This window comes from Ollibium composti, assembly GCF_004801285.1.
Lineage (GTDB): Bacteria > Pseudomonadota > Alphaproteobacteria > Rhizobiales > Rhizobiaceae > Mesorhizobium > Mesorhizobium composti.
The window spans coordinates 185,654-198,158 of sequence record NZ_SSNY01000007.1; the positions used below are offsets into that span (position 1 = coordinate 185,654).

Genomic DNA, 12,505 nt, shown 5'->3' on the forward strand with positions numbered 1-12,505 from the left:
GCAATCGCCTCCGAGGGTTTTAGTGCCTTCATGCCTGTCGAGATTCGCAAGGCCCGCGCATCTGACGTCGACGCCCTCGCCGCCATCGAGAATGCCGTTTTTCCCGGCGACCGTATCTCCCGCCGGTCCTTCCGCACGCTGATCGAGCGCGAGACCGCCGAGGCGCTGGTCGCGGAGGCTGACGGCAGCATTGCCGGCTATGCCATCGTTCTCCTGCGTGCCGGGTCCGGCGTCGCGCGCCTCTATTCGATTGCCGCCGCACCGGGGTTCGGAGGGCAGGGCGTCGGGCGTCTGCTGCTGGACGCTGCCGAGGAGGTGGCTTTCCGGCACGAGCGCATGCTGCTCAGGCTGGAGGTGCGCGAGGACAACGCGCGCGCCATCCAGGTCTACGAAAAGGCCGGCTATCGCCGCATCGGCCGCGAGGCGGACTACTACGAGGACGGCGCGAGCGCACTGCGCTACGAAAAGACGTTGCGCGGCGGCGTGCCGGTCACCACCACGGTGCCGTTCTACGAGCAGACCTGCGATTTCACCTGCGGCCCCTGCTGCCTGATGATGGCGATGGCGCATTTCGACCGCGCCTTCGTGCCCGATCCGGTGATGGAAATCCGCCTGTGGCGCGAGGCGACCACCGTCTTCATGATGTCCGGCCCCGGCGGCTGCGAACCGTTCGGGCTGGCCGTCGCCGGCCATGAAAGCGGGCTGGCCGCCGAAATCTACGTTTCGTTCTACGGTGCGCTGTTCCTGCAATCGGTGCGCAGCGCCGAGAAGCGGCGGGTGATGGAACTGGCGCAGGTCGATTTCCGCCGCCGCGCCGAGGGTTACGGCATTCCCGTCAATACCCGTGCTTTCGCGCTGGACGACATCCGCGCGGCAATCGGCGCGGGTAAGCTGGTGCTGGTGCTCATCAGCGGCTTCCTGATGTTCGGCAAGAAGGTGCCGCATTGGGTGCTCGCCATCGGCGACGACGGCGATCACATCCTGATCCACGATCCGTGGGTGGAGGACGAGCGGCAGGAAACCACGCTCGACGCCGCCAACATACCGGTTCCCCACGCCATCTTCATGGCCATGGCGCAGTTCGGCCGCGACGGACTGCGCGCCGCCATCATCCTCGGGAAACGTGAGCCATGACCTGGGTCGTCCTTACCGGCAGGCAGAACCATCTCGACCAGGCGGCGACGCCGCACAAGGTCATCACCAACCGCGATTACCTCGCCCATCCGGCGCTGTTTCGCGGCCAGCGCCCCAAAGTCATCAACCTGTCGAACAGCTACGCCTACCAGAGTCGCGGCTACTACGCTTCGCTGCTGGCCTCGTCACGCGGCCATCGCGTCATCCCCACCGTCGAGACGATGATCGACCTGTCCGAGCGCAAGCTCTACGAGCACGCGCTGCCGGAACTGGAACTGGCGCTGAACAAGTGCCGCAAGGACCTTGGCGGGTCCTTTCCTGCCAAGGCGCACGTCTTTTTCGGCATCGGTCCTTCAAAGGCGTGGGATCGCTTCGCCAAGCTCCTGTTCGACTGGTTCAGGGCGCCGGCATTGGAGGTTTCCATCCTCGACAGCGGCGAATGGGCATCGATCCGCAAGATCGGTTTTTGTCCGCTCGGCCGCATGAGCGAGGAAGACAAGAAGCGCTTTCTCGACGCGATGGATGTCTACACGGCCCGCGAATGGCGTGATTCGAAGGCGCGCACGCCGGCCCGCTACACCTTCGCCACGCTGGTCGATCCCCACGAGGAACTGCCGCCGTCCGAGATCGCCTCGCTGCGCCACTGGGCGCGGATCGCCGAGAAGATGGGCGTCGAGGTCGAGCCGATCACCAAGAAGGACCTCGCCCGCCTCGCCAATTACGACGCGCTGTTCATCCGCGAGACGACGACGATCTCCAACCATACCTATCGCTTCGCCCGGCGTGCCCAGCAGGAGGGTATGCCGGTGATCGACGACCCTCTGTCGATGATCCGCTGCACCAACAAGGTCTACCTGAACGAACTGATGACGGCCAACAAGGTGCCGGTGCCGCCGACGGTGATGATTGCCGGCCCCGCCGATTTCGAACTGGCGGCCGAGACGCTGGGTTTTCCGCTGGTGCTCAAGATCCCGGATTCGTCCTTCTCGCGCGGCGTCAAGAAATGCTCGACCTTCGCGGAACTGAAGACGCTCGCGAGCGAATGGATGGAGGAGTCCGACCTCTTGATCGCGCAGAAGTTCATCCCGACCGACTATGACTGGCGCATCGGCGTTCTCGGCGGCCAGCCGCTGTTCGCCATCCACTATTTGATGGCCAAGAAGCACTGGCAGATCGTCCATCACAAGGCGAGCGGTAAGCCGGACCAGGGCGGCATCAAGACCTTTACGCTGAAGGAGACGCCGCCACATGTGGTCGAGACCGCTGTCAAGGCGGCTCGCTGCATCGGCGACGGGCTCTATGGCGTCGACCTCAAGGAGACGAAGGACGGCATCTTCGTCATCGAGGTCAACGACAATCCCAACCTCGATCATGGCTGCGAGGACACCGGCGAGAAGGACGAGGTGTGGGTGCGGCTGACCCAATGGTTTCTCGACCGGCTGGAGCGGCAGGGACGCTGATCAGGCGCCTCTCAGCATATCGATTGCCGCGAAGCGCTCCATGAAGGCGCCCTGCGCCCACGTGACCGGGCGCGGCGCAAGGTCCAGCCGGTCGGCGGAAAAGCCGCGCGGCCGGCCGAAGAACTGCGTCGCCTCAGCCGTGGAGAAGCCGGCGAGCCGCGTCGCCTCGAAATAGGCGGCGATCTGGTCGGCGCGCTTGATGTCCTTTTTTAGCCCGGCCGGCGTTTCGCCGGGCAGCGAGAAGCGCAAATGGATGGCGCGTTGCAGGCGGTGCTCGCACTCCTTGTAGCTGCCGCCCATCACCGCCTTGAACGGGGAGATCATGTCGCCGATGACGTATTCGGGCGCATCGTGAAGCAGCGCGGTCAGCCGCTGGACAGGCGTCGCTTCCGGCACCAGTTGGCCGTAGATCGCCTCGACCAGCAGCGAATGCTGGGCCACCGAAAACGCATGCTCGCCGCCGGTCTGGCCGTTCCAGCGCGCCACTCGCGCAAGGCCATGGGCGATGTCGGAAATCTCGATGTCGAGCGGCGAGGGATCGAGCAGGTCGAGCCGGCGGCCCGACAGCATGCGCTGCCACGCGCGCGGCGGCGCGCCGGCGCGGTCGGCCGCCATCAGGCCTCCTCCGCGCCGGCCTGTTCGGGGAAGCGGAAGGTTGCCCAATCCGGGATCGACAGGGAGACGGCAACATCACCGGCAAGGATTTCCTTGCGCTCGTCCATCGCTGCCTTCACCCGGTCGATGCGGGCGATGGCGAGGCCGTTGCGGCCGGCACTGGAGCCGAGTGTGCCGACGCCGCGCCCGTCCACCGTCAGTTCGGTGCAGGGAAGCGGGAGGGGGCCGTCGGCCAAAACCAGCAGCACACGCCGCCGTGCCGTGCCGCGATGCTGCATGCGTGAGACGACCTCCTGGCCGACATAGCAGCCTTTCTGGAAGCCGATGCCGCCTGCCTGGTCGAGCAGGATGTCGTGGGGGAAAGCGTCGCCAAGCTGGTAATCGCTTCCGCTCTCGGCGACGCCGGAGGCGATGCGCAGCGCGTGCCATGCTCCGATGTCGCCGTCGCCGGCCTGTTGGCCGTAGCGCCGCCTGACGCTCCCGTCGGCGAAACGGCCGTCGATCACGGATATTGAATCGGATTGTGAAGCGCTTGAATCATCGTCCCATTCGACGGAGACAAACACCTGTTCCTGCTTGGAAATATCGGCCTTGGCGCGCAGCCGGTAGAGCATCAGTCGGCGGATGAAATCGTCGGCGACATCGGCGCGGCAGTCGAGCCGGAAGGTGTTGTCGCCGGCATGCGAGATCAGGAAGTCGAACAGGATCTTGCCCTGCGGCGTCAGCAGCGCACCGGGCCGCGCCTCGCCGGGCGCCAGTCCATCGAGGTCCGTGGTGAGGATGTTCTGCAAAAAATGCTCGGCGTCCGGGCCGGAGACGAGAATGACTGTACGGTCCTTGAGCAGGGCAGACGGCATGGCGGAAGCGGGGTCCAAACTTGCAAAACGGTCGGCCATTACGTAAGCCGCTGGCATTGTCCCCGCAAGAGAGCAGACCCGCCATGGCAGCCACGTTCGACTTGATCCTGACAGGCGGCACGGTGGTCAATCAGGACGGCAAGGGCGTCCGCGATGTCGGCGTCAAGGGTGGTCGCATTGCCGCGATCGGCGACCTTGGCCGGGCATCCGCCGGAGAGACGGTCGACTGCACCGGCCTGCATGTGCTGCCGGGCGTTGTCGATAGCCAGGTGCATTTCCGCGAGCCGGGACTGGAACACAAGGAAGATCTGGAAACGGGTTCGCGCGCGGCCGTTTTGGGCGGCGTCACCGCCGTCTTCGAAATGCCCAACACCAATCCGCTGACCACCAGCGAGGCCGCGCTCGCCGACAAGGTGCGGCGCAGCACCGGGCGCATGCACTGCGATTTCGCCTTCTGGGTCGGCGGCACGCGCGAGAACGCCTCTGATGTCGGCGAACTGGAACGCCTGCCGGGTGCGGCCGGGATAAAAGTCTTCATGGGCTCCTCCACCGGCGATCTTCTGGTCGAGGACGACGAGGGCGTCGCCTCGATCCTGCGCAACACGCGCCGCCGCGCCGCCTTCCACTCAGAGGACGAGTTCCGCCTGCGCGAGCGGCTGGGCGAGCGCATCGCCGGCGATCCGTCCTCGCATCCGGTCTGGCGCGACGAGATCGCGGCGCTCACCTGCACGGAGCGGCTGGTGCGCATCGCCCGACAGACCCGAGCGCGTATCCATGTGCTGCACATCTCCACCGCTGAGGAGATCGCTTTCCTCGAACGGCACAAGGATGTCGCCACCTGCGAGGCAACGCCGCATCACCTGACCTTCACGGCAGAGGACTATGCGCGGCTGGGCACGCTGCTGCAGATGAACCCGCCGGTGCGCGCCGAGCGCCATCGCGACGGCGTCTGGCACGGTATCGCGCAGGGCATCGTCGATGTGCTCGGCTCCGACCACGCGCCGCACACGCTGGAAGAAAAGCAGAAGCCCTATCCGTCCTCGCCGTCCGGCATGACCGGCGTGCAAACCCTGGTGCCGGTGATGCTCGACCATGTGAACGCCGGCCGACTCACCATCGAGCGTTTCGTCGATCTCACCAGCCACGGTCCGCAGCGCATCTTCGGCATGGCTCGCAAGGGTCGCATTGCCGCCGGCTACGACGCCGATTTCACCATCGTGGATTTGCGGCGGCGCGGCACCATCACCAATGCGCAACAAGGCTCGAAAGCCGGCTGGACGCCGCATGACGGTCGCACCGTTACGGGCTGGCCGGTCGGCACCGTCATCCGGGGTCGGCGCGTCATGTGGGAGGGCGAGATCGTCACGCCTTCGCAGGGCAGGGCGGTGGAGTTTTCCGAGGCGGTGGCCGCTGCCTGACGGCGGCGGCGTCAATCCCCCGCCACGAAGAAGGCCCAGTGGCCCTGGGGCGTGATGCCCAGCCGGTAGAAGATGTAGGCGCCGAACTGCTTCATGTCGTCGTAGTCACCGGCGGTGACGATCTTGAACAGCTCGACCCGCTGGCGCGCGTCCAGCTTGTCCAGCGGCATGGCGAAGAAATAGGGCCAGACATAGAGGTCCTGCGGCGTTCCGGCATCGAGATGTACGTAGCCGGCATTCAGCACCTCTTCCATGATGGCGAGGATTTCCTGCCCTTCCGAATCGCCGGACAGTCCCTTCAGGAAGGCGATCGCGTCGCCGTCGATTTCTGTCAGCGAAAGCTGGGTCGCCGTCTCGCCCGTGCCGATCAGCGGCCTGAGTTTCTCGATATCGCCGCTCTTGCAGGCCTCGACCAGAAGGCTGTGCATGCGCCGCACCGGTTCGGGAAGCGACTGCAGGTCGTAATGGACTTCCGGCAACGGCTGGGCGGCCTCGGGGCGCGGATTTTCGGTTTTGCCGTCGTCCGGCTTGGCCGGTTCGACCTGTTCGGGCGCCTGTCCGTCCTCGGGCGAGGCAGGTTCGCTGCCGGTGGCGGGCGGCGCTTCGACGGGATCGGGCATCGGCACCGTCATTTCCGGCTGCGACGCGTCCTCGCCGGCGGGCGGCTGATTGGGCGCGGGCAGTTCCTCCCGCTGGATTTCGGAAAGGGCAAACGCCGGGCCGGTGCAGAGGACGAGCGGGGCCATCGCGCTCAGGGACATGGCCAGCCAGAAGCGAACGGCAAGGCCGCGCCGGTTGTCTGACGGAAAAGCACGCACTGCCCGCATCTCCATGTGCCGGGCGAAAGCCCGAACGCCACCGCCTTCTCGCGGTCGGGCCGCGAGCCGGTTGCCGTTCAGTGCCGCAACTGCTCGGGGCCGAACGCGCCGGCAATCACCTTTTCACGCATCCGGTCGAGCAGGGCAAGGGCCGCCGTCTCGCCGTTGGTGCGCAGAATCTCGCCGAACGCCGTTTCCAGTGCCGCTTCGGCAATGATCTCGGGCTCGATGCCGGCCGAAAGCCCCTCGGCCCAGGCCTCGTTATGGCTTTCAACTGCGGTCAGGCGCTTTTCCTCCCTGACCAGGGCATCGATATCGCTGACACTGTGTTCCATACGCAACTACCACCCGTTTCAAGCAGCGATCCTTCAAATGCGGATCAAACTTGAGTCGTCCCTTTAATGTCCCGTTAAGACTCTAGCACAGGATGGCGCGACTGCACGCCGCCTTTGCCGGAAAAGTTAACGGCCCCTTAATTGCCATAACCCTTAATTGCCATAGCGCGAAGCGATGTCGCGCGACAGGGCCTCGCCCTCCTTCATGTAGCGATTGATGGCTTCCGTTGCGGAAGCGGTACACCGGCTGTAGCTGGAGCCGAAGGAACGGTAGCCGCGATTGAAGGAGGCGATGAAGCGAGCGCGGCGGTCCGGGTCGGGGTTTTCCGACTCCAGCAGCTTCTCCATCTCGATGCGCCACTGGTCGCCCTTTTCGCCGCACAGGTTACGCAGGAAATGCAGCGAGCCGAGGATTTCCGCCAGCCGCATCAGGCCGGGCTCGAACGGCGCCTCGACGGCCTCGGCGCGCACCGCCGAGCTGCACAGGGCGGCGGCAAGGCAGACGCAGAGAAGGGGCGAGGCGCGCATGATTAAGCCTTTGTGGCGAAACAATTTGTCGGCTGCAAGGCGGGCCGCGGCGTTAGTCTCCGGCTTTTTCGCCGTGCGCCAGCAATTCGGTTGCGATGGTAAAGACCGAATCGGCCAGCGGCAGTGCCGCCATTTCGGCCAGCGTGTAGAAGGCGGCGGTTTCGGCGTCGTCGCTGGCCTGCGGTTCGCCGCCGGCATGGTCGGCGCCGAAGACGGTGAGCCGATAGTCCACCGGATGGCCTTCCGCAGCGCCTGCGATGAAGATCGTCTCCAGCGGCCGGAAATTTCGCGCCGCGAGCGTCGTTTCCTCGATAAGTTCGCGCCGCGCCGCTTCTTCCAGCGTTTCGCCTAGCTCCACCTTGCCGCCCGGAAAGGCATAGAGCCCTTGTGAGGGCGGCAGGGCGCGCTTGACCAGCAGCACCGTGGCGCCGCGCACGACGGCGACCGAAACGGCCGGAATCTCCTTGCGCAAACCTGTCATGCCAGCCATCTGCCCAAAACCTTCTGGAGGCAGCGGCCTGTGGACCGGCGCCCGTGACCGATCTTTAGCGGTTGCACTGGCGCACTTCCATCGCCACCTTGTGGCGACTACGAATTCAGAGGCGAAATCATGTGCGGACGCTTCGCGCTGACCGCGACGCCGGACCAGACGGCGGCGTTTCTCGGGCTTGGCGAGATCGAGGATTTTCCGGCGCGGTACAACATCGCGCCGACCCAGCCGATCCTAGCGGTCCTGTCTGCCGGCCCACGCGAGCCGGGTTCCAACCTGCCGGATCGCATGGCCATGCTGGTGCGCTGGGGCCTGATCCCGGCCTGGGTGAAGGACACGCGCGATTTCCCGCTGCTGTTCAATGCGCGCTCGGAGGAGGCGGCCGGCAAGGCCTCCTTCAAGGCCGCCATGCGCCACCGCCGCGCCCTGGTGCCGGCTTCCGGCTTCTACGAGTGGAAGAAGCAGCCGAATGGCCGCAAGGGCCAGCCCTACTGGGTGCGTCCGCGACAGGGTGGGCTCGTCGCCTTCGCGGCGCTGGTCGAAACCTATGCCGAGCCCGGCGGCTCCGAGATGGATACCGGCGCCATCCTGACGACGAACGCCAATGCTGACCTCGCCGGCATCCATGAGCGCATGCCGGTGGTGATCGGGCCGCAAGATTTTGCGCGCTGGCTGGATTGCCGCAACCAGGAGCCGCGTGACGTAGCGGACCTCCTGCGGCCCGCCGATCCGGGATTCTTCGAGGCAATCCCGGTTTCGGAGGCGGTGAACAAGGTGGCCAACAGCGAACCGTCGATCCAGGAGCGCCATGTCGCGCCTGCTGCGGCGGCGGAGCCTGAAAAAGCGAAGCGCCGGAACCCCGGCGCCTCGGACGACCAGATGACGCTGTTCTGAGAACCCTTTTGGAAATTCTACTCCGGCGGTCATCTGACGGCGTTTTCTGCGCTTCCGTTGCTCACGGACCCAATGTCCGCTCCGCTACGGTTCTCGAAACCACCGCCATATGGCTCGCCTGAGCGAATTTCGAAACGGGTTCTAGGCGGCGTCGTCTTGCCTTGACCAGTTACGATCGGAGGCCGAAGTCTCAGGCCGCGCGCGGCGCGATGAATTTCTGCTCGGTCTTCTTCTTCCTGGTCACATGAAGAAGTGCGGCGGCTACCGCCGCAGGCCCGATGGCCCTGTATTGATTGGCGAGCGCCGGTTGCTTGGCGCGAACGTCCTTCTTGCTGCGTTTCATTTGCTCTGTCCCTTGTGTCCCCAGGGGAAGCTTCCCCCTTGGGCGTTGCACATGATGGGCGATTTCGCCCAAATCGTGACAGTTCTTGCAATGTAGGACCTAAATGCTCCGACACCGTGGCGGGATGCTTAACAATTTGTTTCGGCGGCTCGCCTTTCGCGACTCGGACTTGACGGCAACGGCGGCCAAGGCGATAAAGCGCGCGCATGGAAACGTCTTTCGCCATTTGCGGCATTTCGATTATTGGCTAGCGCACGCGCTGGTCCGGACGTTTTCGCCTCATCTTGATTGACAGGACAAACGCCCCGGCCAGCAGGCCGAGGGAGCTTTATGTCCGGTTTCAAGGGACTACGCCTTTACAACACCCTGACCCGCGCGAAGGAGGACTTCGTCCCCATCGATACCGAAAACGTGCGCATGTATGTCTGCGGGCCGACGGTCTACGACTTCGCCCATATCGGCAATGCGCGGCCCGTCATCGTCTTCGACGTGCTTTACCGCCTGCTGCGCCACCTCTATGGCGCCGATCATGTCACCTATGTGCGCAATATCACCGACGTGGATGACAAGATCAACGCCCGCGCCTTGCGCGATTTCGGCACCGAGATCGGCGCCGGCACCCTCACGTTGAACGAGGCGATCCGCCGCGTCACCGAAAAGACCGCCGGCCAGTTCCACAAGGATGTCGCCACCCTCGGCTGCCTGCCGCCGACGGTCGAGCCGCGCGCCACCGAGTTCGTCCAGCCCCGTGCCGACGGCAAGACCGACATGATCGGCCTGATTCAATCTCTCATCGAGCGCGGCCATGCCTATGAATCGAATGGCGAAGTGCTGTTCGACACGGCCTCCATGCCGGACTACGGCCAGCTTTCCAAGCGGCCGCTGGACGAGCAGCAGGCCGGCGCGCGCATCGCGGTGGACGCGCGCAAGAAGAACCCGCAGGATTTCGTCCTGTGGAAGCTGTCCTCGCCGGAGGAGCCCGGCTGGGAGTCGCCGTGGGGCAGGGGGCGTCCTGGCTGGCACATCGAATGCTCGGCCATGTCGTCGGCCTATCTCGGCGAGGTGTTCGACATCCACGGCGGCGGGCTCGACCTGATCTTCCCGCACCACGAGAACGAGATCGCCCAGTCGCGTTGCGCCCACGGCACGCACGCGATGGCGAATGTCTGGATGCACAACGGCTTCCTGCAGGTGGAAGGCCAGAAGATGTCCAAGAGCCTGGGCAACTTCTATTCCATCCACGAATTGCTGGAGACCGACACGTTCGGCGGTCGCAAGTGGCCGGGCGAGGTGCTCCGGCTCGCCATGCTGATGACGCACTATCGCGAGCCGATCGACTTTTCCGTGCGCAAGCTGGAGGAGGCCGAGAACACGCTGCGCAAATGGAAGCGGGCTGCCGACCTGGCGGATGACCGCGAGGCCGCCGTTCCCGCTGCCGTCCTCGAAGCCCTGTCCGACGACCTCGCCACCTACACCGCCTTCCAGGCGCTGACGCTACTGGCGGGTGAGGCCGGTGGCGCCGCCGCGTCGGCGGTCAAGGCGGCGCTCGCTTTCCTCGGCTTTGAAACCGGAGCGGCCGAGGTCGACGAGAAGGCCGTCGCCGAGGCGATCGCCCGCCGTCTGGCGGTGATCGCGGCGAAGGACTGGGCCGAAGCCGACCGCATCCGCGACGAATTGCTGGCGAAAGGCATCCAGCTGAAGGACGGCAAGGACCCGGCGACGGGTGAGCGCATCACGACATGGGAGGTAAAGCGATGATCGACCATACGGGCATTGCGGTGAAGGATTTCGATGCCGCCAAAAGGTTCTACGACGCAGCACTTGGCCCGCTCGGCGCCTCGCTGGTGATGATGGTGCCGGAGGAATACACCGGCGGCGTCAAGGTCGGCGGCTACGGCTACGACCGGCCGCAGTTCTGGCTGCACGAGTCTGGCGAAGCTGGTCCCGGCCGGCATTACGCCTTCACCGCCGATACGCGCGCTGAAGTCGACGCCTTCTACGAGGCGGCGGTTGCTGCGGGCGGCCGCGACAACGGCAAGCCCGGTATTCGCGCGCATTACCATCCCAACTACTACGGCGCCTTCGTCTTCGACCCCGACGGCAACAACATCGAGGCCGTCTGTCATAATCCAGAGTGAGATGCGATGAGCCTCGACAACAGGCCAACCTATTCCGGCGGCTGCCAGTGCGGCGCGGTCCGCTTCCGCGTCGAGGGCGCGCTGGGCGATGCCTCGGTCTGCCATTGCCGCATGTGCCAGAAGGCGTTCGGCGCCTTCTACGCGCCGCTGGTCTCGGTGCGCGGCGCGCGGCTGGAATGGACGCGCGGCCGCATGAGCACCTTCCGCTCGTCCAACCATGTGAAGCGCGGCTTCTGCAACAAATGCGGCACGCCGCTCGCCTTCACCGCGCCGGACGGCACCGCACTCGCCATCGGCGCCTTCGACCACCCCGAGGAGATCGTGCCGTCGATCCAGTGGGGCACGGAAGCGAAGCTTCCCTATGTCGATGCCATTGGCAGCCTTCCGCAGGAGGAGACCATGGCCGATCTCGGTGAAGCGCCCTATCTCGCCGACCTCGTCTCCTACCAGCATCCCGACCACGACACCGAAACCTGGCCGCCAAAGAAAGAAGCATCGAAATGACCTTGCGCACCCTCTACCCGGAGATCGAGCCGTTCGAGACCGGCATGCTCGACGTCGGCGACGGCCACACCATCTACTGGGAGCGCGTCGGAACGAAAGGCGCCAAGCCGGCGGTGTTCCTGCACGGCGGGCCGGGCGGCGGGGTTTCGCCCAAGCAGCGGCGCCAGTTCGATCCGAAGCTTTACGACGTGGTCCTGTTCGACCAGCGCGGCTGCGGCAGATCCACCCCCTACGCCTCGCTTGATGCCAACACCACCTGGCATCTGGTCGCCGACATGGAGCGGCTGCGCGAACTGTGCGGCTTCGACAAATGGCTGGTCTTCGGCGGTTCGTGGGGCTCCACTCTGGCGCTCGCTTATGCCGAGACGCATCCCGAGCGGGTCAGCGAACTGGTCGTGCGCGGCATCTACACGCTGACGCGGGCCGAGCTCGAATGGTACTACCAGTTCGGCGTGTCCGAAATGTTCCCGGACAAGTTCGAACGCTTCCAGGCGCCTATCCCGGAAGCCGAGCGCGGCGACATGATGGCCGCCTACCGCAGGATCCTGACCGGCAGCGACCGGCAGAAGCAGAGCGAGGCCGCCATCGCCTGGTCGAGCTGGGAAGGCCAGACCATCACGCTGCTGCCGGAGCCCGAAACCAGCGACCACTTCGCCGAGGCGGACTATGCGCTGGCCTTCGCCCGCATCGAGAACCATTATTTCGTCCATGGCGGCTGGTTCGAGGAAGGCCAGCTGTTGCGCGATGCCGGCAGGCTGAAGGACATCCCGGGCGTCATCGTGCACGGCCGCTACGACATGCCGTGCCCGATGAAATACGCCTGGGCCCTGCACAAGGCGTGGCCGAAGGCGGAGTTCTTCCTCGTCGAAGGCGCCGGCCATGCCTTCACCGAGCCGGGCATCCTCGACCGGCTGATCTACGCCACGGACATGTTCGCGGGGAAGAAATGACTTTGGCTCTCAGCCCGGCGC

General features: G+C 65.3%; 15 protein-coding genes. 8 read left to right on the top strand and 7 right to left on the bottom strand.

Translation table 11 applies throughout. From position 1 onward, the window contains the following. Window positions 1-30 precede the first annotated feature (30 nt). Window positions 31-1,134: a GNAT family N-acetyltransferase/peptidase C39 family protein gene (locus E6C48_RS13610; RefSeq protein ID WP_136358055.1), complete on the top strand. Its 1,104-nt coding sequence runs from the start codon at window positions 31-33 to the stop codon at window positions 1,132-1,134. Next, window positions 1,131-2,594, top strand: a complete 1,464-nt coding sequence (locus tag E6C48_RS13615; protein ID WP_136358057.1) for a RimK family protein — start codon at window positions 1,131-1,133, stop codon at window positions 2,592-2,594. The genes E6C48_RS13610 and E6C48_RS13615 overlap by 4 nt, the downstream gene beginning before the upstream one ends. On the opposite strand, the gene E6C48_RS13620 is transcribed toward E6C48_RS13615, so the two are convergent. Both E6C48_RS13620 and ygfZ read right to left on the bottom strand, forming a co-directional pair. Beyond that, window positions 2,595-3,209, bottom strand: a complete 615-nt coding sequence (locus E6C48_RS13620; RefSeq protein ID WP_136358059.1) for an HD domain-containing protein — start codon at window positions 3,207-3,209, stop codon at window positions 2,595-2,597. It lies immediately after the preceding gene. Further along, the gene (gene ygfZ, locus E6C48_RS13625; protein ID WP_136358061.1) at window positions 3,209-4,066 is read right to left on the bottom strand and encodes a CAF17-like 4Fe-4S cluster assembly/insertion protein YgfZ; all 858 of its coding nucleotides are present in this window, start codon (window positions 4,064-4,066) and stop codon (window positions 3,209-3,211) included. Before ygfZ ends, E6C48_RS13620 begins: the two co-directional genes overlap by 1 nt. Window positions 4,067-4,149: 83 nt before the next feature. On the opposite strand from ygfZ, the gene E6C48_RS13630 reads away from it, so the two are divergent. Continuing rightward, complete coding sequence (locus E6C48_RS13630) at window positions 4,150-5,484, top strand: dihydroorotase (RefSeq protein ID WP_136358063.1); 1,335 nt, start codon at window positions 4,150-4,152, stop codon at window positions 5,482-5,484. Window positions 5,485-5,495: 11 nt separating this feature from the next. Here the strand turns inward: E6C48_RS13630 and E6C48_RS13635 are convergent, their stop codons facing one another. From E6C48_RS13635 to E6C48_RS13650, 4 genes are all read right to left on the bottom strand, one after another. Then, window positions 5,496-6,311 carry a hypothetical protein gene (locus tag E6C48_RS13635; RefSeq protein ID WP_168734531.1) on the bottom strand — a complete coding sequence of 272 codons (816 nt, stop codon included), beginning with the start codon at window positions 6,309-6,311 and terminating at the stop codon, window positions 5,496-5,498. Window positions 6,312-6,379: 68 nt separating this feature from the next. Beyond that, complete coding sequence (locus tag E6C48_RS13640; RefSeq protein ID WP_136358065.1) at window positions 6,380-6,637, bottom strand: hypothetical protein; 258 nt, start codon at window positions 6,635-6,637, stop codon at window positions 6,380-6,382. 153 nt (window positions 6,638-6,790) lie between these two features. After that, a complete protein-coding gene (locus E6C48_RS13645; protein ID WP_168734537.1) occupies window positions 6,791-7,168 on the bottom strand; it encodes a TIGR02301 family protein in 378 nt (125 codons plus the stop codon). Window positions 7,169-7,217: 49 nt separating this feature from the next. Further along, window positions 7,218-7,646, bottom strand: coding sequence for an NUDIX hydrolase (locus tag E6C48_RS13650; RefSeq protein WP_136358235.1), 429 nt, complete (start codon window positions 7,644-7,646; stop codon window positions 7,218-7,220). Window positions 7,647-7,775: 129 nt separating this feature from the next. On the opposite strand from E6C48_RS13650, the gene E6C48_RS13655 reads away from it, so the two are divergent. Further along, on the top strand, window positions 7,776-8,549 hold the full coding sequence (locus E6C48_RS13655) for an SOS response-associated peptidase (protein WP_136358069.1): 774 nt from the start codon (window positions 7,776-7,778) through the stop codon (window positions 8,547-8,549). Window positions 8,550-8,739: 190 nt separating this feature from the next. Here the strand turns inward: E6C48_RS13655 and E6C48_RS22575 are convergent, their stop codons facing one another. Then, window positions 8,740-8,892: a hypothetical protein gene (locus E6C48_RS22575; protein ID WP_168734532.1), complete on the bottom strand. Its 153-nt coding sequence runs from the start codon at window positions 8,890-8,892 to the stop codon at window positions 8,740-8,742. A 330-nt stretch (window positions 8,893-9,222) separates the two neighbouring features. Here E6C48_RS22575 and cysS point away from each other — a divergent pair, with 330 nt between their 5' ends. From cysS to pip, 4 genes are read left to right on the top strand one after another with little or no spacing between them, the layout of a single operon-like run. Beyond that, the gene (gene cysS / locus E6C48_RS13660; protein WP_136358071.1) at window positions 9,223-10,650 is read left to right on the top strand and encodes a cysteine--tRNA ligase; all 1,428 of its coding nucleotides are present in this window, start codon (window positions 9,223-9,225) and stop codon (window positions 10,648-10,650) included. Further along, window positions 10,647-11,030, top strand: a complete 384-nt coding sequence (locus E6C48_RS13665) for a VOC family protein (protein ID WP_136358073.1) — start codon at window positions 10,647-10,649, stop codon at window positions 11,028-11,030. The genes cysS and E6C48_RS13665 overlap by 4 nt, the downstream gene beginning before the upstream one ends. A gap of 6 nt (window positions 11,031-11,036) precedes the next feature. Continuing rightward, window positions 11,037-11,534, top strand: a complete 498-nt coding sequence (locus tag E6C48_RS13670; RefSeq protein ID WP_136358075.1) for a GFA family protein — start codon at window positions 11,037-11,039, stop codon at window positions 11,532-11,534. Continuing rightward, complete coding sequence (gene pip, locus E6C48_RS13675; RefSeq protein WP_136358077.1) at window positions 11,531-12,484, top strand: prolyl aminopeptidase; 954 nt, start codon at window positions 11,531-11,533, stop codon at window positions 12,482-12,484. The genes E6C48_RS13670 and pip overlap by 4 nt, the downstream gene beginning before the upstream one ends. Window positions 12,485-12,505: the final 21 nt, after the last annotated feature.